This window comes from Bradyrhizobium guangdongense, from assembly GCF_006483445.1.
GTDB lineage: Bacteria > Pseudomonadota > Alphaproteobacteria > Rhizobiales > Xanthobacteraceae > Bradyrhizobium > Bradyrhizobium guangdongense_A.
The window spans coordinates 1-19,098 of the sequence record NZ_PPPT01000077.1 but is presented as its reverse complement, the minus strand read 5'-3'; the positions used below and the strand labels follow the sequence as shown (position 1 = coordinate 19,098).

The window sequence follows — 19,098 nt, the reverse complement described above, 5'->3', positions numbered from 1 at the left end:
GACGCGGACAGCCGCTGTCCGTTAGACACCCTTTCGCATCACGAGCGAATAACAATTCAGCGATCACCGACGTCCTTGGCCAGAATCGCAAACTGCTTCTTCAGGCGCGGCACGGCAAAATCCATGAAGCTGCGCACCTTCGGCACCGACAGGCGCCCCTGCGGGGTGATCACATGCACCGGCATCGGCGGATCCTCGTCGTCGGCAAGCACGATCTCGAGATTGCCCCTCTTGACCTGCTCGGCCACCTGGTACGAGTAGAGCCGCGCAACACCGCGGCCACTGACGGCCGAGGCCACAGCGGCATAAGTGCTGTTGATCACGAGCCGCGGCGTGATCTGCACGGTCCGCGGCACCGATGATTTCCCGGCGGGTGCAAAGGTCCACGAGTTTGGAATATGGGCCATGGCGACGATCTGGTGCTTTGCGAGATCGGCGGGCTCCTCGATGCGCGGATGCTGCTTCAGGTACCGCGGCGCGGCCACCACGAGGCGGCGCACCTCGCCAACCCGCGTCGCGATCATCGCCGAATCCGAGAGCGGGCCGATCCGCAGCGCGACGTCGAGCCCCTCCTCGATCAAATTGACGGAGCGGTCGAGCAGCAGGAGCCGCGCCGACACGGTCGGATAGGCATCGAGAAACGCATCGAGGATCGGCTGCAGGACCAACTCGCCCGAAACCACGGGCCCGGTCAGCGCGAGTGTGCCGCGCGGCGCGGCGCGCGGACCGGCTGCGACGATGTCGGCTTCCTCGAGCTCGGTCAGCACGCGGCGGCAGATTGCAACGTAGCGCTCGCCCTCCTCACTGAGCTTGATCGAACGTGTCGTGCGGTGAAGGAGCTCGGTGCCGACTCGCTCCTCCAGAAATGCGATGGCACGGCTCACCGCCGCGGGTGAGCGCCCGAGCTTGCGGCCAGCGGCTGCGAGGCTCCCTTCGTCGACCGCGACGACGAAGACCTTCATCGTGTCCAGACGATCCATGCGTCCTCCGTCGGCGTCGGATGAGCCTGCGCCAACCTAGGGCTTCGCCACTGTTGCGACAACCGGCGGGATCTCATTCGGCATTCGTTCGCGACGCGCAACAGTGTCGCTCGGCCAACGTGGCTTCGCGCGGCCCCCCTGCCGGCCTACCTCTCACCCGACGCCGATCCACCATCACCGCAGCCGATCGGCACCCATTCAACCGAACCAACAGGAGATTTCCATGGGTATCGAGCAGAAGGTCGCAATCATCACCGGCGCATCGCAAGGCATCGGCGCCGCCCTCGTCCAGGCCTATCGCGACCGCAATTACCGCGTGGTGGCAACCGCACGGTCGATCAAGCCGTCCAATGACGACGGCGTCCTCGCCGTTCCCGGCGATATCGCCGACTGGGCCACCGCCGAGCGGGTCGTTGCCGCCGCCAAGGATCGGTTTGGCCGCGTCGACACGCTGGTCAACAATGCCGGCATCTTCGTCGCGAAGCCCTTCACCGCGTACACGGCCGAAGACTACGCCAACGTGCTGAGCGTCAACGTCGCCGGCTTCTTCCGCATCACCCAGCTCGCGATCACCGAGATGGAGAAGCAGGGATCCGGCCACGTCGTCCAGATCTCCACGAGCCTGGTTGATCACGCGAACTCGAACGTTCCATCCGTGCTGGCCTCGCTGACCAAGGGCGGGCTCAACGCCGCGACAAAATCGCTCGCGATCGAGTATGCCAAGCGCGGCATCCGCGCCAACGCCGTTGCTCTCGGCGTGATCAAGTCGCCGATGCACCCGGTCGAAACGCATTCCTTCCTCAACCCGCTGCATCCGGTTGGGCACATGGGCGAGATGTCCGATGTCGTCGATGCCGTGCTCTATCTCGAACAGGCTGGCTTCGTGACTGGCGAGATCCTGCACGTCGACGGCGGCCAGAGCGCCGGCCACTGAACGGAACGGAGGACATCATGCCCATCGTCACAATTCAGGTCACACGCGAGGGAACGACGCCGGGTGCCGCGTCGCTTACCGCGGAGGAGAAGGCCGCGCTGATCAAGGGTTCGAGCGAGTTGCTGCGCGACGTGCTTGGCAAGCCGCTCGATTCGACCTTCGTCATCATCGAGGAGGTCGACACTGACAATTGGGGTTGGGGCGGATTACCCGCCCTGGAGTTTCGCCGGGGGCGCGCAACGCAGTCGGGCTGATTTGCGCCGCCTCGCGATATCGCCAATCAAGAATACTGCATCACGCCATCGTCGACCTTGCCGAAACGCAAGGTCACGATGTCGAAGGCGTAGTTCTGGTAAAGCTTCCACGGCCGCTTCGAGCCCTGCTTGGGCATTTTTGCGACCGAGCGCTGGACATACCCCGACGAGAAATCGAGCGAAGGCTGGGGCGTGATCGACGCGTCCGTGTTGTGCGGCATGCATTGCCGATAATTATGCCGGTCCATGTAGTTGATGAGGCGGCAGACATATTCGCAGGTCAGGTCGCATTTCAGCGTCCACGACGCGTTGGTGTAGCCGAAGGCCGATGCCATGTTCGGCACGTCGGCATACATCATGCCCTTGTAGGTCAGCGTATTGGCGAAATCGACCTTGCGCCCGTCGACGCTGACATCAAGCCCGCCGACGACCTCCAGCACGAGCCCGGTCGCGGTGACGATGATGTCGGCCGGGAGCTCGCTACCGTCCTTGAGACGGATTCCATCCTTCGTAAACGTGTCGATCTCGTTGGTGACGACGGCGGCCCGCTTCTCGCGGATCGCCTTGAACAGGTCACCGTCGGGCACCAGGCACAAGCGCTGATCCCAGGGATTGTAGCGCGGCGTGAAATGGGTCGCGACGTCGTAGTCGGGCCCGAGTGCCATGCGCACGCCGCCGAGGATGAGGTTCTTCACCTTGTCCGGCCGGCGGCGGCTGAGCTGGAAGAAGAACATCCCCCACATCACGTTGCGCCAGCGGATCAGATGATAGGCGAGCGTGGTCGGCAGATTGCGACGTAGCTTGTTGGCAACAGGATCCTGCGCCGGGCGCGACACCACGTAAGTCGGCGAGCGTTGCAGCATGGTGACCTGCGCCGCCTTCTTGGCAAGCTCCGGCACCAGCGTCACCGCCGTGGCACCAGAGCCGATCACGACAACGCGCTTGCCCGCGTAGTCGATATCCTCGGTCCACTTTTGCGGATGCACGATGCGGCCGGCAAAGTCGCCGGCGCCCTTGAACTCGGGCGTGTAGCCCTGCTCGTATTTGTAGTAGCCCGCGCACATGAACAGGAAATTGCAAGTGAAGCGGACGACCTCGGCTGCGCCCTCGCCCGTGACGCGCTCAACCTCCACCGTCCAGCGCGCATCTGGTGTCGACCACGATGCGCGCTTGACGCGATGGCCATAGCGGATCTTCTTGTCGATGCCGTTCTCGGCCGCGGTCTCGCGCACGTAGTTCAGGATCTGCGGACCGTCGGCGATCGCCTTCGGATCGGTCCATGGCTTGAAGGAATAGCCGAGCGTGAACATGTCGCTGTCGGAGCGGATGCCGGGATAGCGGAACAGGTCCCAGGTGCCGCCGATGCATTCACGGCCTTCCAGGATGACGTAGCTCTTGGTCGGGCACTTGGTCTGGAGATGATAGCCCGCACCGATGCCGGACAGGCCGGCGCCGACGATCAGCACGTCGAAATGTTCTTGTTGCATGGTTCCCTCCGCAGGACGCGGATAGTCCGACCGGCGATGGAACCAGTCAATCCGCAAGAACCGAAGAACGAACTGTCCTATCGGACAAAACGCGTGATCCGTCGCACAGAATATTGCGCCCGCGAGTGTTCACCTGCTGTCGATCCTCGCGAGAGGAACCCAACCCAAGGAGACAGCAATGACCCGTATTCTCTCTGCGACCCTGCTTGCATTGACGGTCCTGTCGTTCGCGGTGGACACCGCCTCCGCCAATTGCCGGCCCGGCAGCCCGAACTGCGTCACGGCCGGGAGCAATCGGCCAAAATTCTGTAACCCCTGCACGATCGACGGCGGCCTTGGCAGCCAGTGCAAGAACACCAACACCTGCGGCATCAAGAAATAATCGGCAAACGACAAAGCCCCGGATCGCTCCGGGGCTTTGCGCATTCAACCTCGATTGAGGCCTCGTACTCTCAGTAGCGGTAGTGGTCCGACTTGAACGGGCCTTCCTGCTTCACGCCGATATAGTCGGCCTGGTCCTTGCGGAGCTCCGTGAGCTTGACGCCTATCTTGGCGAGATGCAGGCGCGCGACCTTCTCGTCGAGGCTCTTCGGCAGCACGTAGACTTCCTTCTTGTACTTGCCGTCCTTGTTGTTGGCGAACAGCTCGATCTGCGCCAGCGTCTGGTTGGTGAAGGAGGCCGACATCACGAAGGACGGATGGCCCATCGCGTTGCCGAGGTTCACGAGACGGCCTTCCGACAACATGATGATGCGGTGCTTGTCGGGGAATTCGATCTCGTCGACCTGCGGCTTGATGTTGGTCCACTTCAGGTTACGCAGACCCGCGATCTGAATCTCGTTGTCGAAATGGCCGATGTTGCAGACGATGGCGCGATCCTTCATCGCGCGCATGTGCTCGATCGTGATGATGTCCTTGTTGCCGGTGGCGGTGACGAAGATGTCGGCGCGGGGCGCGGCGTCTTCCATGGTCACGACCTCGTAGCCTTCCATCGCGGCCTGCAGCGCGCAGATCGGATCGATCTCGGAGACCATGACGCGGCAGCCGGCCTGACGGAGCGAGGCCGCCGAGCCCTTGCCGACGTCGCCAAAACCCGCGACCATCGCGACCTTGCCCGACATCATGACGTCGGTGCCGCGGCGGATACCGTCGACCAGCGATTCACGGCAGCCATAGAGGTTGTCGAACTTCGACTTGGTGACGCTGTCGTTGACGTTGATCGCCGGCCACAGCAGCGTGCCGGCCTTCTGCATGTCGTAGAGACGATGCACGCCCGTGGTGGTCTCTTCGGAGACGCCCTTGATGCTCTGGGCGATCGCGGCGAAGTAGCCCTTCGGCTTTTCCTTCAACTGCTTCTTCAGGAGCGCGAAGAAGACTTCCTCTTCTTCCGAACCCGGCTTGTCCAGGAACGCTGTGTCGCCGTTCTCGGCGCGCAGACCGAGATGGACGTACATGGTGGCGTCGCCGCCGTCGTCGAGGATCATGTTCGGGTGACCGCCGCCGTGCCAGTCGAACAGCTTTGCGGTGTAGTCCCAGTAGTCTTTCAGCGTCTCACCCTTGACCGCGAACACCGGAATGCCGGCGGCCGCGATCGCAGCCGCGGCGTGGTCCTGCGTCGAATAGATGTTGCAGGAGACCCAGCGGATGTCGGCGCCGAGAGCCGCCAGCGTCTCGATCAGCACGCCGGTCTGGATCGTCATGTGGAGCGAGCCCGCGATGCGCGCGCCCTTCAGCGGCTGCTTGGGGCCGTACTCCTCGCGGGTGGCCATCAGGCCAGGCATCTCGGTCTCGGCGAGCGAGAGCTCCTTGCGGCCGAAATCGGCGAGCGAGATGTCCTTGACGATGTAATCGGTGAAGCCAGGCTTCGCGTTCATAGGAGGTTCCTGTTTGTTTGGCTCGTCATTCCGGGTTCGCTCGTGAACCGAGCCAACCCGGAATCCAGAGGTTCAAGCTTCCGGTGGCGCCGCTGTCGCGGCGCCACCGGAATGACGAAAGTGAATTAGACGGCGCGCTTGAGCGCTTCGACCAGGTTGGTCTTCTCCCAGGAGAAGCCGCCCTCGTTGTCCGGCGTGCGGCCGAAATGGCCGTAGGCCGAGGTGCGTGCGTAGATCGGGCGGTTGAGGTCGAGGTGGGTGCGGATGCCGCGCGGCGTGAGATCCATCGCCTCCGCCGCCGCCTTCTCGAGCTGCTCCTCCGGCACCTTGCCGGTCCCGTGGGTGTCGATGTAGATCGACAGCGGACGTGCCACGCCGATGGCGTAAGCGAGCTGCAGCGTGCAGCGATCGGCAAGGCCGGCCGCGACGATGTTCTTGGCGACGTAGCGCGCCGCGTATGCCGCCGAACGGTCGACCTTGGTCGGGTCCTTGCCGGAGAACGCGCCGCCGCCATGCGGAGCCGCACCACCGTAGGTGTCGACGATGATCTTGCGGCCGGTCAGGCCGGAGTCGCCGTCGGGACCGCCGATGAAGAACTTGCCGGTCGGGTTGATGTGCCAGATGGTCTTCGGCGTGATCCAGTCCTTCGGTAGCGCCTCGCGCACATAGGGCTCGACGATGTCGCGGATCTGCTTCGACGAGATGTCCTCGATCAGATGCTGGTGCGAGACCACGATCTCGCGCACGCCGACCGGCTTGCCATTCTCGTACTGCACGGTGACCTGGCTCTTGGAGTCGGGACCCAGCACCTTCTCCTTGCCGGAGTGGCGGGCTTCCGAGATCAGGCGCAAAATCTTGTGGGCATAGAAGATCGGCGCCGGCATCAGGTCCGGCGTCTCGTTGGTGGCGTAGCCGAACATGATGCCCTGGTCGCCTGCACCCTCTTCCTTCACCTCGCCCGGCTGCAGCGCATCGACGCCCTGCGCGATGTCGGCCGACTGCGGATGCAGCAGGATCTCGATATCGGCGGTCTTCCAGTGAAATCCTGCCTGCTCGTAGCCGATGTCCTTGATCGCGGCGCGCACCACGCTCTCGATCTGCTCGTTGGTGACGGAGGCGGGACCGCGGGTCTCGCCGGCGATCACGACCTTGTTGGTGGTCGCCAGCGTCTCGCAGGCGGCGCGGATCTGCCACGGGTCGATGCCCGCCTTCGGCCCCTCGCGGTAGAACAGATCGACGATCTCGTCGGAGATCCGGTCGCAGACCTTGTCCGGATGGCCTTCAGACACGGACTCGCTGGTGAAGAGATAGGACGCGCGCATCAGTAACCCCTTGTTCCGCCGCCATCGGCGGTTCGTTTGCGATGTTTACTCTTGGATGATGTCAGTCTCGCCGGCGCGAGATGACGTAGGATTCGTCAAGAAACCAGAGCCCGTTGTGCTTGCGAAGGACGTCTCTGGCGGCATCTAAAGTGCGGCCGTTTTGAGTCATATCTGTCAATCGGTCGTCCTCAATCTGAGCGACATACACCGCCGCATTCCAGGCTGCAAAGGCTGTCGAGGTTCCGATCGTACCGGTAATCTCGTTGGGCAGCGCTTCCATATCATACCTGAAGATCGACCGGTTGTCCGCATATGCATTAAAGTTAAGGTCGCGGCCCACCGATCCGAGTTCGTACTTCACCGCGCGCAGTAGCTCATGGCGGCTCACCGAGAAAGGATTTTCTCCGGGCCAGATCGCCTGAATGATTTCCATGCCCGGATCCTCGCCATGGGAGTGGATTCCGATCAGGCGTCCCCCGGCCCGAAGCGCCCGCGCCAGCGGTGCGATGATGCGCTTGGCGCGGAAATTGACCGACGATTTCGCCCGGTATGGCTGGGATGCAATCACGAGGTCGAAATTCGCCTCGGTCTGGCCCGGCCGGGGAATGGTCGCGTCGAGCAGGAACCGGTGGTCCTCCCGGTACAGCACCAGCACCACCGGCCGCTCATAGAGCGGCATGCCCGTGCGCGGGCTGACCGCGGCCCGCCAGTTCTGCTCCAGGAAGGGTTTCAAATCCGCGATCTGGGCTTCGAAATCGCCGGTCGCATCGCCGCGCAAAGCCACCTCGTGCCAGACAGTGGCAGCCGCCGCTGCCGGCGAGGACGGCGTCAACCAGGGCGCCTCGGCGTAATGCATGTTGGTGAAGACGAAGACGGATGCGGGATGCTCGAAAAGCCGGTCCGGGACCTTGTCCAGCGTGAGCCGAACGTCTTCGAGGCTCAGCTCCTTGCCGGCAACGTAGAACGGCATGTGCGGAAAGCGCTGATGCATCGAGCGCAGCACGCGCGCGAGCACGGTGCCGTCGCCGACGCCCGCGTCGAACACGCGCAACGCCGGCGGCCGGGGATGGATGCTGGCGAGCTCGAGCGCCACGCGCTCCGCAACCACCCGCTTCTCGCTGCAGGTGTGGACGAACAACAAATATTTCTGCCGGTTCTCGAAGAAGCGGAAATTGCTGCGCGGATCGCGCTTTTCCGGGGGCACCTGAAGCCCGCGCGGCGGCGGCAGGCCCCCGGTCGATGCGGCCATATAGGCCTGGATCCGGTCCAGCGTGTCGATGGTGATGCGCTTGCCCTCGCGCAGCCGGTGCACCAGCTTCCCATCGTTCACCGCGCGCCGGCCGAAGGTCGATTCCGCCATATCCGCCTTGCGGCAGAAGTCGGTGATCTGGCTCAGGATTTCGTCGTTCTTCATCAGGTGGGACGCGGTGGGCAGAAGTGTTGGGACCCACCTCGTAGCAAATTCTGCCCACTCAGGGAATACCCCTCTTGGCTTGGCAGCACGCCGGGCTGAGGGCGCGGTTCGGACTTCAGGTACAGCTTCGCGATCTCGCGGCTCATTCGCCCGAGCTTTGCTTCGTCTTGTCACCCTCTCAAAAGCAAAAGGGCGCAGGGAAGGCCGGGCGCCGGCTGGCACCCGCGATCCGCGTGCATGAGAACGCACACGGGGTGACCACAGGTGTTGGCCGAGGCATCCCGGCCTTCCCTGCACGGATGGTTTAACGGCTTATGTCGCGCTCTCCCCGGGGAGCGAGCACTATTGCCCCCGTCGCCCTGCCGATGACTGATGCGCGCTCCCGGTTGGGCCGCTCCATCACCACAGGACTTGGCGCACAGCTCCGGGCGCCAGGACCACACGATTTTGCCGTCCGCGGACGTCGTCGCCTGAACCGTGCGGGGTGGCGTGTGCTCGCCCGCGAGGCCGTCGACGAACGCTGTAACCGCGCCGTGTCGTGCGCCGGAGGTCACGATGCGCTCACGGTTGCCCGCCCTGCGACCCTGCCTCGCGCCGACGCTGCCGCGTCCACCGCATCCCGGCCTACGTATCGTGACGATCGCGAAACGTCCCTTTGGCGGGCCGGAGTGTCTTGCGTATAATCCGAAGTCGCAATTCGGTCAATCAGAATATTCCCGGGGCATGCGCTTGACCGACCTGAAGCGCGATTTGCCCGTCGGGCAACACCAGGAATAGTAGCAAGGTGGGCCTGGCCTGATGCGTTTGAACCGACGCTTGAGGCGCCGCAACAAACCAGGAATACGAAGCTCTCGGGACGTCATCATGCTCCGCCTGCTTGCTGCCCTCACCCTGCTCGCCGCAACCTTGTGGTCCGCCCCCTCCTTCGCCCAGAGCCGCGCGCAGCTTGGGCCGCTCTGCACCAGCGAGGGCACGCCGGCGGATCAGCAGATCGACGCCTGCAACAAGATCATCGCGCTCAGGGTGTTCAAGGGTGGGCAGCTTGCCACGGTCTATTTCTGGCGGGCCGTCGGCTGGAACAAGAAGGGCGACTACGACAAGGTGATATCGGATACCACGGAGGGAATCCGGCTCGCACCGGACCAGGCGCTCTACAACCTCAGGGGATCGGCCTATTTCGACAAGGGGGAGAACGATATCGCGATCGCCGACTTCAACGACGCGCTGAAGCTCGGACCGCCGAGCGGGCTCATCCTTCACAACCGCGCCAACGCCTACAAGGCCAAGCACGACTACGCCAAGGCGCTCGCCGACTACACCGAGGCCATCCGGCTCTATCCCGGCGAGGCCTATATCTACGACAATCGCGGCTCCACGAAACTGAAGCTCGGCGATATCGACGGCGCGCTGGCCGACGTCAACGAGGCGATCCGGCTCAATCCGAAACTGCCGGCGCCCCTGATCACCCGCACCGTGATCTGGCGCGCCAAGGGTAACTTCGATCGTGCGATCGCCGACGGCAGCGAGGCGATCCGGCTCGCCAAGTCCAATGTGCCACTCGCGGTCCTGACGGCGCCAAACAGCGTGCTGATCGCGGGCTATATCCACCGCGCCCTCGCCTACGAGGCAAAGGGCGATGTCGAGCATGCCAAGGACGATTACCGCTCGACCCTTCAGGGGACCGCGTCGGATGCCGGCAGCAAGTCCAATCAGGCCACCGCAAAGGTGCGGCTGTCGCTGCTATCAGACGCTGCACCGACACCGCGCGATACCCCGACCGATACGCCACAGCCGCAGAAGGCGGACAGCGCGCCCCAAGGGCAGCCGGCCTCAGCGCCGGACACCGCGAGCCGCGGCAAGCGCATGGCGCTGGTGATCGGCAATGGCGCATATACCCACGTCAGGGCGCTGGCCAATCCGTCCAACGACGCGCGTGCGGTGGCAAAAAGCCTGCGCGACATCGGCTTCGCGGTGACCGAAGGCGTCGACCTCGACCGCGCCAGGATGCAGAAGATGACGCGCGACTTCCTGCGCGACGCGGCGCAGGCGCAGCTCGCGGTGGTCTATTACGCCGGGCACGGGGTGCAGATCGACGGCCGCAACTACCTGATCCCCGTCGACGTCGAGTTGAAGTCCGGCACCAACATGACGGCGTCGATGATCGACATGGACACGATCATGGCCGGCCTCGACGACCATGTCCGCACCAACATTCTGGTCTTCGATGCCTGCCGCAACAATCCGATGGCGCCGCAGGTGGCAACCACCGGCGCCAGTCGCGCCATCGAGGGCGCATCGGGCCTCGCGGCGCCGACGAGCCTCGGGTCCGGCGCGACGCTGGGGGCCGGTACGCTGATTGCGTTCGCCACCGCGCCGGGCCAGGTCGCGCTCGACGGCGAAGGCGCCAATTCGCCGTTCTCGGCCGCGCTCTCGCGTCACATCGGCACGCCCGGACTGGAAGTCCAGCAGATGCTGACGCGGGTACGGGCCGAAGTGGTATCGGGCACCAAGAACAAGCAGGTGCCGTGGTCGAACTCGTCGCTGCTCGGCGAAGTGTATCTGGCAGAAAAGTAGGATGCTTCCGATGCACCGCCTGCTGCTCGCGGCCGCCTTGCTCGCCGCCGCTCTGTGGTCCGCTCCCTGCCTGGCCCAGGCACGCAACCAGCTCGGGCCGCTCTGCACCACCAACACCACGCCGGCGGATCAGATGATCGACGCCTGCACCAAGATCATTGCGCTGAAAGTCTTTCAGGGCGAGAAGCTCGCGGGCATCTACTTCTGGCGCTCGGTCGCCTGGACCAAGAAGGCCGACTACAGCAAGGTGATATTAGACGCCACCGAGTCGCTGCGCCTGTTTCCGAACCAGGCCGCCTATAATCAGCGCGGCACGGCCTACCACGCCAAGGGCGAGTACGACATCGCGATCGCCGATTACGACGACGCGCTCAAGCTCGGCCCGCCTGATGGCACGATCCACCACAATCGGGGTAACTCTTATCGCCTGAAGGGCGACTACGACAAGGCAATCGCCGACTACGACGCCTCGATCAAGATTTCCCCGTCGGCGTTGACGTTCCAGAACCGCGGCATCTCCAAGCAGGCGCTGGGCGATCTCGACGGCGCGCTCGCCGACATCAACCAGGCGATCCGGCTCGACCCGATGCTGGCCCAGCCGCTGATACATCGGACCACGATCTGGCGTGCCAAGGGCGACTTCGATCGCGCCATCGCCGACGGCACCGAGGCGATCCGCCTCGCAACCGACAAGCCGCCCGTCAACTTCATGACGCCGCCCAATAGCGTGCTGATCACCGCCTACACGTTTCGCGGGTTGACCTACGAGGCCAAGGGGGATTTCGACCATGCCAAGGCAGACTTTCGGACCGCGCTGAGCTTCGCGGCATCGGACGCCGGCAGCAAGGCCAATCAGGCCTCCGCAAAGGTGCGGCTCTCACTGCTGTCGGAGCCGACTGCGCCCGCGCAGAAGGCGAACGCGACGCCGGCGCCCTCGCCCGTTCCGGCAGGTCCGGGCAAACGCATGGCGCTGATCATCGGCAACGGCGCCTACAGCCACGTCAAGGCGCTGCCCAACCCACCCAACGACGCGCGCGCGGTGGCCAAGAGCCTGCGCAACATCGGCTTCACCGTATCGGAAGGCATCGATCTCGACCGTGCGGCGATGCAGACGATCACGCGCGACTTCCTACGCGATGCGGCGCGGGCGCAGGTGGCGGTGGTCTACTATGCCGGCCACGGCGTGCAGGTCGACGGCCGCAACTATCTCATTCCCGTCGACGTCGAGCTTAAGCCGGGCGCCAGCATGACGGAGGCGATGATCGACATGGACACGATCATGGCCGGTCTCGACGACCAGGTTCGCACCAACATCCTGATTTTCGATGCCTGCCGCAACAATCCGATGGCACCGCAGGTGGCGACCGCCGGCACCAATCGCGCCATCGAGGGCGCGTCCGGCCTGGCGGCACCGACAAGTCTCGGCGCGGGCGCGACGCTGGGGGCCGGCACGCTGATCGCATTCGCGACCGCGCCGGGTCAGGTCGCACTTGATGGCGAAGGCGCCAACTCGCCGTTCTCGGCCGCGCTCTCGCACCATATCGGCACGCGCGGGCTGGAGGTGCAGCAGATGCTGACGCGGGTCCGGGCCGAGGTGGTGTCGGGCACGAAGAACAAGCAGGTGCCGTGGTCGAACTCGTCGCTGCTCGGTGAGGTGTATTTGGCGGAGAAGTGACGGCGCGGCTGGCGCTGTCTGTCAGAGCGCCGCGCTACGCACCACGCACTCAACTGTCATCGCCCGGCTTGACCGGGCGATCCAGTATTCCAGAGACAGCGAGAGTTACAGAGAAGCCGCGGCGTACTGGATTCCCCGCTTCCGCGGGGAATGACAGCGAACGTGTAGGCCCTACTGGCCCCACACTTCCTTCGCGATCTCGACCGCGAGGCTCAGCTTGGCCCACTGCTCTTCCTCGGAGAGGATGTTGCCCTCCTCGGTCGAGGCAAAGCCGCACTGTGGCGAGAGTGCGAGCTGCTCCAGCGGCGCGAACTTGGAAGCTTCTTCCAGGCGGCGCTTGATGTCGTCCTTCTTCTCGAGCTCGCCGAACTTCGAGGTGATGACGCCGACCACGACGACCTTGTTGCCCTTGGGCAGGAAGCGCAGCGGCTCGAAGCCGCCGGCGCGATCGGAATCGTACTCCAGGAAATAGCCGTCATAATTGGTGCCGGCGAGCATGGTCTCGGCCACCGGCTCGTAGCCGCCCGAGGAGATCCAGGTCGAGCGGAAATTGCCGCGGCAGACATGGGTCGTGACCACCATGTCAGCGGGCTTTTCGGCGAGCGCATAGTTGATGATGCGCGCATAGATCTGCTGCAGGCCGTCCGGATTGTCGCCGCGCTCGCGCGCCTTCTTCAATTCGTCCTGCGAGCAGAGATAGGCCCACACGGTGTCGTCGAACTGGAGATAACGGCAGCCGGCGTCGTAGAAAGCTTTCACAGCTTTCCGATAGGTCTTGCCGAGATCTTCGTAGAAAGCGTCGAGATCGGGATAGACGTCCTTGGAGATCGCCTTGCGGCCGCCGCGGAAGTGCAGCACGGCCGGCGACGGGATCGTCATCTTGGCGGTGACGTGAGCCTGGTCGGCGTACTTCTTCAGGAAGCGGAAGTGATCCAGCATCGGGTGGGTGTCGGGGAAGTCGAGCTTGTCGATCACCCGCACGGCGTCGTGCCGTGTCTGCACGCCCGTGAACTGGATGCCGGTGTCGGGGTGGAACAGCTCGCAGCCCGTCAGCTTGGCGAGGAAATCGAAGTGCCACCAGGAGCGGCGGAATTCGCCGTCGGTCGCGAGCTTCAACCCGATGGAAGCCTGCTTGTGCACGACCTTCTCGATCTCCATGTCCTCGATCTTGCGCAGATCGTCGGCCGAGATCTCGCCCTTCTCGAGCTTCGCGCGCGCCTCCTTGATCTTGGCGGGGCGCAACAGGCTGCCGACCTCGTCGGCGCGGAAGGGGGCTTTGGTTCTCTGCATGGTCTCAACTCCCGAGAATTTTAGTGGGCGGCTGCCCCTGCGACGCCGAGGTGACGCTCCAGGACAGACGGGTCGGCCTTGAGCGCGGCGCTGGGGGCGTCGTGGACGATCGTTCCGCGCTCCAATATCACAACACGGTCGGCGAGCCCCAGAATCTTTTGCGCATTCTGCTCGACGATGATCGAGCAGATACCGCCGGACCGGGTGATGGTGCCGAGCGCCTTCAAGAGCTCCTCGACGATGATCGGGGCCAGGCCCTCGGTCGGCTCGTCCAGCAGCAGCACTTTTGGATTGAGGGTCAGCGCGCGGCCGATCGCCAGCATTTGCTGCTCGCCGCCGGAAAGCTGATTGCCAAAGTTATTCCGCCGCTCCTCGAGCCGCGGAAACATCTCGTAGACCTTCTGGACCGTCCAGGGACCTGGCTGCGCCACCGCGGTCATGTTCTCCTCGACCGTCAGCGACCGAAATATATTGCGCTCCTGCGGTACCCAGCCGATGCCGGCCCGCGCCCGCTGGTCGGCCCGCATGGCGGTAATGTCGGTGCCGCCGAGTGCGATGGTCCCGGAGAAGCGGCGGGTCACGCCGACAATGGAGTTGATCAGCGTGGTCTTGCCGGTGCCGTTGCGGCCCAACAACGCCAGCACCTGCCCTTCCGCGAGCCTCAGCGACATGTTGGGCAGCACCACCGCCTCGCCATAGCCGGCGCGCAGTGTATCGATCGCGAGCAGGTCAGACATTGACCGCCTCCTCGCCGAGATAGACTGCCTTCACTTGCGGATCGCGTGCAACCTGGTCGGGCGGGCCTTCGGTGAGCAACGCACCGGAAACAAGCACCGAGATACGGTCGGCGAAGGAGAACACGAGATCCATGTCGTGCTCGATCAGCAGCACGGTGACGTCGCGCGGCAGGCTGGCGACAACAGCCAGGATGTCGTGGCGCTCGCTTTCGGGCACGCCGGCGGCGGGCTCGTCGAGCAGCAGCACGCGTGGCTTGGCGGCGATTGCGACCGCGATCTCGAGCAGGCGTTGCTTGCCGTAAGGCAGTGTCACGGTCGGCTCGTTCATGGCGTCGAGCAGATGGAAGCGTTTCAGGAGGTCGGCGATCTCGCCATTGACGTCGTCGCGCGTGCCCATGCGCCGCCACCAGTCGCCGCCATGGCCGAGGCGCTCGGACACCGCGAGCCCGATGGTCTCGAGCGGCGTCAGATCGGCATAGAGCTGGTTGATCTGGAAGGTGCGCGACAGGCCGCGCAGCACGCGCTTGTGCACGGGCATGTCGGTGATGTCGTGGCCTTCGAGCAGGATGCGACCGGAATTCGGCTTCAACACGCCGGTGAGCTGGTTGATGACCGTGGTCTTGCCGGCGCCGTTCGGGCCGATCAGCGCGTGCCGGGCGCCCTGCTCCACTTTCAGCGACAGGTCGCGCGTGACGCGCAGGCCACCGAACTGCTTTTCGAGGTTTCTGGTTTCGAGGACGATGGTCATGCGTCGCTCTCCGGAACGGCGATGACAGCCTTGCGCCCGGCCACCTGCTTAATGATCAGATTGGGCACGAACAGCGCCCAACGGTGCAGGCGCTCGCGGCCGACCAGCACGATCACGACCAGCACGAGACCGATCCAGAACTGCCAGTACTGAGGCGTGATGGTGGAGAACAGCTCCTGGAGCAGGCGGAAGATCACCGCGCCGATCAGGCCACCATAGAGATAACCGGTGCCGCCGATCACGAGCACCAGCATCAAATCGGCTGAGCGCTCGAAGGAGAACACGTCGAGCGAGGCGATTGCGGTGGTCTGGGTGAACAGCGCGCCTGCGATCCCGGCATAGAACGCCGCCAGCGTGTAGATCGCGATCAGGCGGCGGTTGACGGGGATGCCGATGGCGGCAGCCCGCAGCGGGTTGTTCTTGATCGCACGCAGCGACAGGCCGAACGGCGAGTTCACGACGCGGCGGGCAAACAGGAACAGCAGGAACAGCACCGCGATCGAATAGAAGAAGCCGGTCTTTCCGAACATGTCGAAGGCGAGCGTACCGAAGATCGGCTGCATCTCGATGCCCTGCAGGCCGTCGGTGCCGCCGGTGATGTTGGAAAAGCGCTCGGCGAGCGCCTCCAGCAGCAGCGCGATGCCGAGCGTCACCATCAACCGGGTCAGGTCGACGCCGCGGATGACGAGGAAGCTGGTGGCAAAGCCGAGCACCATCGCGGCGAGGCCAGCGACGATCAGCGCCAGCACGGGTTCGGCAATAATGCCATGGAGCGCCAGCAGGCCCGCCGAGTAGGCGCCGACGCCGAAGAACGCGGCGTGCCCCAGCGAGACGATGCCGGCATAGCCGAGGATCAGGTCGAGCGACATCGCGAACAGCGCAAGCCGCACGATGTCGGTCATGATCAGATAGCGCGACGGGAACAGGAAGCCGCAGGCCAGGACCAGGACCCAGAAGGCGATTTCGCCGAAGTGCCAGCGCGCATGGCGCTGGGCGTGATAGCCGACGTCGGAAGCAGCGCTCATTGGACCACTCAACGCGCAGCCGTGCGGCCGAACAGACCGTTCGGACGCCAGATCAGGATCACGATCATCATGGTGTAGATCACGAACGGTCCCATCTTCGGGACGTAATATTTGCCGGCGACGTCGCCGATGCCGAGCAGGAGCGAGGCGAGGAACGGCCCGGTGATCGAGGACGAGCCGCCGACGGTCACCACGATCAGGAAGTAGATCATGAACTTCAGCGGGAAGTACGGATCGAGGCCGAGGATTTCCGCGCTCAGCGCGCCGCCGAGACCGGCGAGCCCGCAACCAAAGGCAAACGTGAAGGCGAACACCTGCGGCACGTTGATCCCGAGGCCGCTCGCCGCGCGCGGATCGTCGACCGCGGCGCGCAGGCGGCTGCCGAAGCGGGTCTTGGCCAGGATCAGTTGTAGCGCGACCGTGAGCAGGCCGCAGATCACGATGATCATCAGCCGGTAGCGGCCGATGCCGACGCCGAAGAAGTCGAACTGCCCCTGCAGCGCATCCGGCAGATTGATGAAGACGCGCGACGATCCCATGAAATAGTCGACGGCCGCGACCGACATGAAGGTGAGACCGATCGAGAACAGCACCTGGTCGAGATGGCTTCGCGTGTAGAGATGCCGATAGAGCGTGCGCTCCAGCAGCACGCCGATGGCAGCGGCAGAGACGAAGGCGAGCGGCAGCGCGGTGAAGAACGGCCAGCCCGACTTGTTGACCAGCAGCATGCAGACATAGCCGCCCGCCATGGCGAAGGCGCCATGGGCCAGATTGACGAAGTTCATCAGCCCGAGCGTCACCGCGAGCCCGCAGGCGAGCACGAACAGCAGCATGCCGTAGGCAACGCCATCGAACAGATTGGTCAGGATCGAGGTCATCTTCTCAGCGCTTGGCGTTAGTCGTCATGGCCGGGCTTGTCCCGGCCATCCACGTTCTCTTCTACGTTCACTCTCTAGCTCTTGCGTGGATGCCCGGGACATCTAGCGCGAAGACGCGCTTCGCGCTTCTGCCCGGGCATGACGCAGGGAGGGCGACGACGCGCTTTCGCGCGTCACTTCTTGGTCTTGCCGGAATCCTTGACGGCTTCGAAGGTGGAGAATTCGACGTTGTAGAGTTCGCCGTCCACCTTCTCGACCTTACGGATGTAGATGTTCTGCACGATGTCGCGGGTTTCCGGATCGATCGAGATCGGGCCGCGCGGGCTTTCCCACTTCATGCCCTTCATGGCCTCGATCAGCTTGTCGCCGCTGGTGTCGCCGTTGGTCTTCTTCAGCGCTTCGTAGATCAGGTGGATGCCGTCATAGCCGCCCACCGCCATGAATCCCGGACGGCTACCGAACGCCTTCTTGTAGGCCGCGACAAAATCCTTGTTCATCGCAGACGGATGCGCAGCCGAATAGAGATGCGCGGTGACGGTGCCGAGAACGGCGTCGCCCATGTTGTTAAGGAGGTCGTCGTCCGTGACGTCGCCCGGTCCGATCACCTTGATGCCGGCCTTGTCGAGACCGCGCTCGGCATACTGCTTCATGAAGTTGCCGCCCTGGCCCGCCGGCACGAACACGTAGAGCGCGTCGGGCTTGGCGTCCTTCATGCGCTGCAGGAACGGCGCGAAGTCCGGGTTCTGCAGGGGCACCTTGACCTCTTCGACGATCTCGCCGCCGCCGGCGGTGAAGCGCTCCTTGAAGAAGTTGAGCGCGTCATTGCCCGGCGCGTAGTCGGAGGTCAGCGTTGCGACCTTCTTGATGCCGTTCTTCGCCGCCCAGTCGCCGATGATGTTGGCGGACTGCGCCAGCGTGAAGCTGGTGCGCACGATATAGGGCGAGCGTTCGGTGATGATGGAGGTACCGGCCGCCATGACGACTTCCGGAATTTTTGCCTGCGTCGCGAGCGGCGCGGCGGCAAGGGCTGCCGGTGTCACGCCAAAACCCGCGATGAAATTGACCTTGTCGTTGACGATCAGCTCCTGCGCGGCGGTCTTGGTCTTGTCGGGAACCGCGCCGTCGTCCTTGAGGATGATCTCGATCTTCTTGCCGGCGACGGTGTCGCCCTTCTGCTGCATGTAGAGCTTGATCGCGTTCTCGATCTGCTTGCCGGTCGAGGCCTGGCCGCCGGTCATCGGCAGGATCAGGCCGATCTTGACGGCATCCTGCGCACTCGCGGGCGCAACGACCGCGAGGCTCGCGGCGGCCGCAGCGGTGGCGGCCCATGACAACATCTTGTGACGAACGGACATTACGTTCCCTCCCCTTTCCAGTCTCGAGCCCTGAACCGAGTGCCCGGTTCTTGCCTCACCATGACGAACATTCGCCATGTCGCGTAAGCGGCCACATGGCGTCTTCGACGCCCCCGCTGTCAATCGGACGTTCGGCGATGAAACCGAACCGTCCCGACGGTAGCAGCAGAGGGAGCCAACTTGCGGTAAGGTCCACCGGCCGTTGGTCTTCGATCGATTTGTACGCTTGTACAAGTAAAATGGACTTGTCAACGAAAAACCCTTGGCGGTGACCAAGCGAAATGTCGCGAGGTTTACAGGAGCCGCCACTCGCGACAAGAGAGATCGGCATCTAAATACCTATCTCGAATAAGCCAATTTTACCTGTTGAAGGCTAGGCTCGGCCGCCGCCGGTTGCCGCCCGGTGTCCCATCAACCCAATTCCGGCGCCAAGAACCAGATGCCTGCACGTATCCGCCTTCTCGCGATTGCCGTCGCGGCCAGCGTTCTGGCCGCGGGCCTGTCGGGCTGTGGCACGATCAACGAGAAGGTCTCGGCCGGGATGGGCGACT

The 19,098-nt window shown here is 64.1% G+C and carries 16 protein-coding genes; 5 read left to right on the top strand and 11 right to left on the bottom strand.

Translation table 11 applies throughout. The annotated features are described in order from the left end of the window. Nucleotides 1-56: 56 nt before the first annotated feature. Nucleotides 57-980: a LysR family transcriptional regulator gene (locus C2U70_RS11130; RefSeq protein ID WP_140978053.1), complete on the bottom strand. Its 924-nt coding sequence runs from the start codon at nt 978-980 to the stop codon at nt 57-59. Nucleotides 981-1,203: 223 nt separating this feature from the next. On the opposite strand from C2U70_RS11130, the gene C2U70_RS11125 reads away from it, so the two are divergent. Both C2U70_RS11125 and C2U70_RS11120 read left to right on the top strand, forming a co-directional pair. Next, nucleotides 1,204-1,914, top strand: coding sequence for an SDR family NAD(P)-dependent oxidoreductase (locus tag C2U70_RS11125; RefSeq protein ID WP_140978052.1), 711 nt, complete (start codon nt 1,204-1,206; stop codon nt 1,912-1,914). A 17-nt stretch (nt 1,915-1,931) separates the two neighbouring features. After that, on the top strand, nt 1,932-2,168 hold the full coding sequence (locus C2U70_RS11120; RefSeq protein WP_140978051.1) for a tautomerase family protein: 237 nt from the start codon (nt 1,932-1,934) through the stop codon (nt 2,166-2,168). Between the two features lie 26 nt (nt 2,169-2,194). On the opposite strand, the gene C2U70_RS11115 is transcribed toward C2U70_RS11120, so the two are convergent. Then, nucleotides 2,195-3,655 carry a flavin-containing monooxygenase gene (locus C2U70_RS11115; RefSeq protein ID WP_140978050.1) on the bottom strand — a complete coding sequence of 487 codons (1,461 nt, stop codon included), beginning with the start codon at nt 3,653-3,655 and terminating at the stop codon, nt 2,195-2,197. A gap of 178 nt (nt 3,656-3,833) precedes the next feature. On the opposite strand from C2U70_RS11115, the gene C2U70_RS11110 reads away from it, so the two are divergent. Further along, entirely contained in the window at nt 3,834-4,037 is a 204-nt protein-coding gene (locus C2U70_RS11110; protein WP_140978049.1) for a hypothetical protein, read from the top strand. Between the two features lie 70 nt (nt 4,038-4,107). Here C2U70_RS11110 and ahcY read toward each other — a convergent pair whose 3' ends face one another. The 3 genes from ahcY to C2U70_RS11095 all read right to left on the bottom strand — a co-directional run bounded on the left by ahcY (nt 4,108) and on the right by C2U70_RS11095 (nt 8,265). After that, complete coding sequence (gene ahcY, locus C2U70_RS11105) at nt 4,108-5,529, bottom strand: adenosylhomocysteinase (RefSeq protein ID WP_140978048.1); 1,422 nt, start codon at nt 5,527-5,529, stop codon at nt 4,108-4,110. A gap of 125 nt (nt 5,530-5,654) precedes the next feature. Then, nucleotides 5,655-6,851, bottom strand: a complete 1,197-nt coding sequence (metK, locus tag C2U70_RS11100) for a methionine adenosyltransferase (RefSeq protein WP_140978047.1) — start codon at nt 6,849-6,851, stop codon at nt 5,655-5,657. 61 nt (nt 6,852-6,912) lie between these two features. Next, nucleotides 6,913-8,265, bottom strand: a complete 1,353-nt coding sequence (locus C2U70_RS11095) for a hypothetical protein (protein ID WP_140978046.1) — start codon at nt 8,263-8,265, stop codon at nt 6,913-6,915. 864 nt (nt 8,266-9,129) lie between these two features. Between C2U70_RS11095 and C2U70_RS11090 the strand changes: the two genes are divergently transcribed. Further along, nucleotides 9,130-10,839 carry a caspase family protein gene (locus tag C2U70_RS11090; RefSeq protein ID WP_140978045.1) on the top strand — a complete coding sequence of 570 codons (1,710 nt, stop codon included), beginning with the start codon at nt 9,130-9,132 and terminating at the stop codon, nt 10,837-10,839. 10 nt (nt 10,840-10,849) lie between these two features. Next, complete coding sequence (locus C2U70_RS11085; protein ID WP_140978044.1) at nt 10,850-12,514, top strand: caspase family protein; 1,665 nt, start codon at nt 10,850-10,852, stop codon at nt 12,512-12,514. A gap of 171 nt (nt 12,515-12,685) precedes the next feature. Here the strand turns inward: C2U70_RS11085 and C2U70_RS11080 are convergent, their stop codons facing one another. The 6 genes from C2U70_RS11080 to C2U70_RS11055 form a co-directional block, all read right to left on the bottom strand. Beyond that, a complete protein-coding gene (locus C2U70_RS11080) occupies nt 12,686-13,804 on the bottom strand; it encodes a cobalamin-independent methionine synthase II family protein (RefSeq protein ID WP_140978043.1) in 1,119 nt (372 codons plus the stop codon). A gap of 20 nt (nt 13,805-13,824) precedes the next feature. After that, nucleotides 13,825-14,541 (bottom strand): ABC transporter ATP-binding protein, encoded by a 717-nt coding sequence (locus C2U70_RS11075; RefSeq protein ID WP_140978042.1) that lies wholly within the window; start codon nt 14,539-14,541, stop codon nt 13,825-13,827. After that, nucleotides 14,534-15,289, bottom strand: coding sequence for an ABC transporter ATP-binding protein (locus C2U70_RS11070; RefSeq protein ID WP_140978041.1), 756 nt, complete (start codon nt 15,287-15,289; stop codon nt 14,534-14,536). Before C2U70_RS11070 ends, C2U70_RS11075 begins: the two co-directional genes overlap by 8 nt. Further along, nucleotides 15,286-16,314 (bottom strand): branched-chain amino acid ABC transporter permease, encoded by a 1,029-nt coding sequence (locus C2U70_RS11065; RefSeq protein ID WP_140978040.1) that lies wholly within the window; start codon nt 16,312-16,314, stop codon nt 15,286-15,288. The genes C2U70_RS11070 and C2U70_RS11065 overlap by 4 nt, the downstream gene beginning before the upstream one ends. Before the next feature lie 8 nt (nt 16,315-16,322). Beyond that, the gene (locus C2U70_RS11060; RefSeq protein WP_140978039.1) at nt 16,323-17,192 is read right to left on the bottom strand and encodes a branched-chain amino acid ABC transporter permease; all 870 of its coding nucleotides are present in this window, start codon (nt 17,190-17,192) and stop codon (nt 16,323-16,325) included. Nucleotides 17,193-17,365: 173 nt separating this feature from the next. Beyond that, nucleotides 17,366-18,547, bottom strand: coding sequence for an ABC transporter substrate-binding protein (locus C2U70_RS11055; RefSeq protein WP_140978038.1), 1,182 nt, complete (start codon nt 18,545-18,547; stop codon nt 17,366-17,368). Between the last annotated feature and the right edge of the window lie 551 nt (nt 18,548-19,098).

Bases quoted from the DNA above. Each gene is read 5' to 3' on its own strand.
- C2U70_RS11130 (WP_140978053.1), bottom strand. From the start codon at position 980: ATGGATCGTCTGGACACGATGAAGGTCTTCGTCGTCGCGGTCGACGAA.
- C2U70_RS11125 (WP_140978052.1), top strand. From the start codon at position 1,204: ATGGGTATCGAGCAGAAGGTCGCAATCATCACCGGCGCATCGCAAGGC.
- C2U70_RS11120 (WP_140978051.1), top strand. From the start codon at position 1,932: ATGCCCATCGTCACAATTCAGGTCACACGCGAGGGAACGACGCCGGGT.
- C2U70_RS11115 (WP_140978050.1), bottom strand. From the start codon at position 3,655: ATGCAACAAGAACATTTCGACGTGCTGATCGTCGGCGCCGGCCTGTCC.
- C2U70_RS11110 (WP_140978049.1), top strand. From the start codon at position 3,834: ATGACCCGTATTCTCTCTGCGACCCTGCTTGCATTGACGGTCCTGTCG.
- ahcY (WP_140978048.1), bottom strand. From the start codon at position 5,529: ATGAACGCGAAGCCTGGCTTCACCGATTACATCGTCAAGGACATCTCG.
- metK (WP_140978047.1), bottom strand. From the start codon at position 6,851: ATGCGCGCGTCCTATCTCTTCACCAGCGAGTCCGTGTCTGAAGGCCAT.
- C2U70_RS11095 (WP_140978046.1), bottom strand. From the start codon at position 8,265: ATGAAGAACGACGAAATCCTGAGCCAGATCACCGACTTCTGCCGCAAG.
- C2U70_RS11090 (WP_140978045.1), top strand. From the start codon at position 9,130: ATGCTCCGCCTGCTTGCTGCCCTCACCCTGCTCGCCGCAACCTTGTGG.
- C2U70_RS11085 (WP_140978044.1), top strand. From the start codon at position 10,850: ATGCACCGCCTGCTGCTCGCGGCCGCCTTGCTCGCCGCCGCTCTGTGG.
- C2U70_RS11080 (WP_140978043.1), bottom strand. From the start codon at position 13,804: ATGCAGAGAACCAAAGCCCCCTTCCGCGCCGACGAGGTCGGCAGCCTG.
- C2U70_RS11075 (WP_140978042.1), bottom strand. From the start codon at position 14,541: ATGTCTGACCTGCTCGCGATCGATACACTGCGCGCCGGCTATGGCGAG.
- C2U70_RS11070 (WP_140978041.1), bottom strand. From the start codon at position 15,289: ATGACCATCGTCCTCGAAACCAGAAACCTCGAAAAGCAGTTCGGTGGC.
- C2U70_RS11065 (WP_140978040.1), bottom strand. From the start codon at position 16,314: ATGAGCGCTGCTTCCGACGTCGGCTATCACGCCCAGCGCCATGCGCGC.
- C2U70_RS11060 (WP_140978039.1), bottom strand. From the start codon at position 17,192: ATGACCTCGATCCTGACCAATCTGTTCGATGGCGTTGCCTACGGCATG.
- C2U70_RS11055 (WP_140978038.1), bottom strand. From the start codon at position 18,547: ATGTCCGTTCGTCACAAGATGTTGTCATGGGCCGCCACCGCTGCGGCC.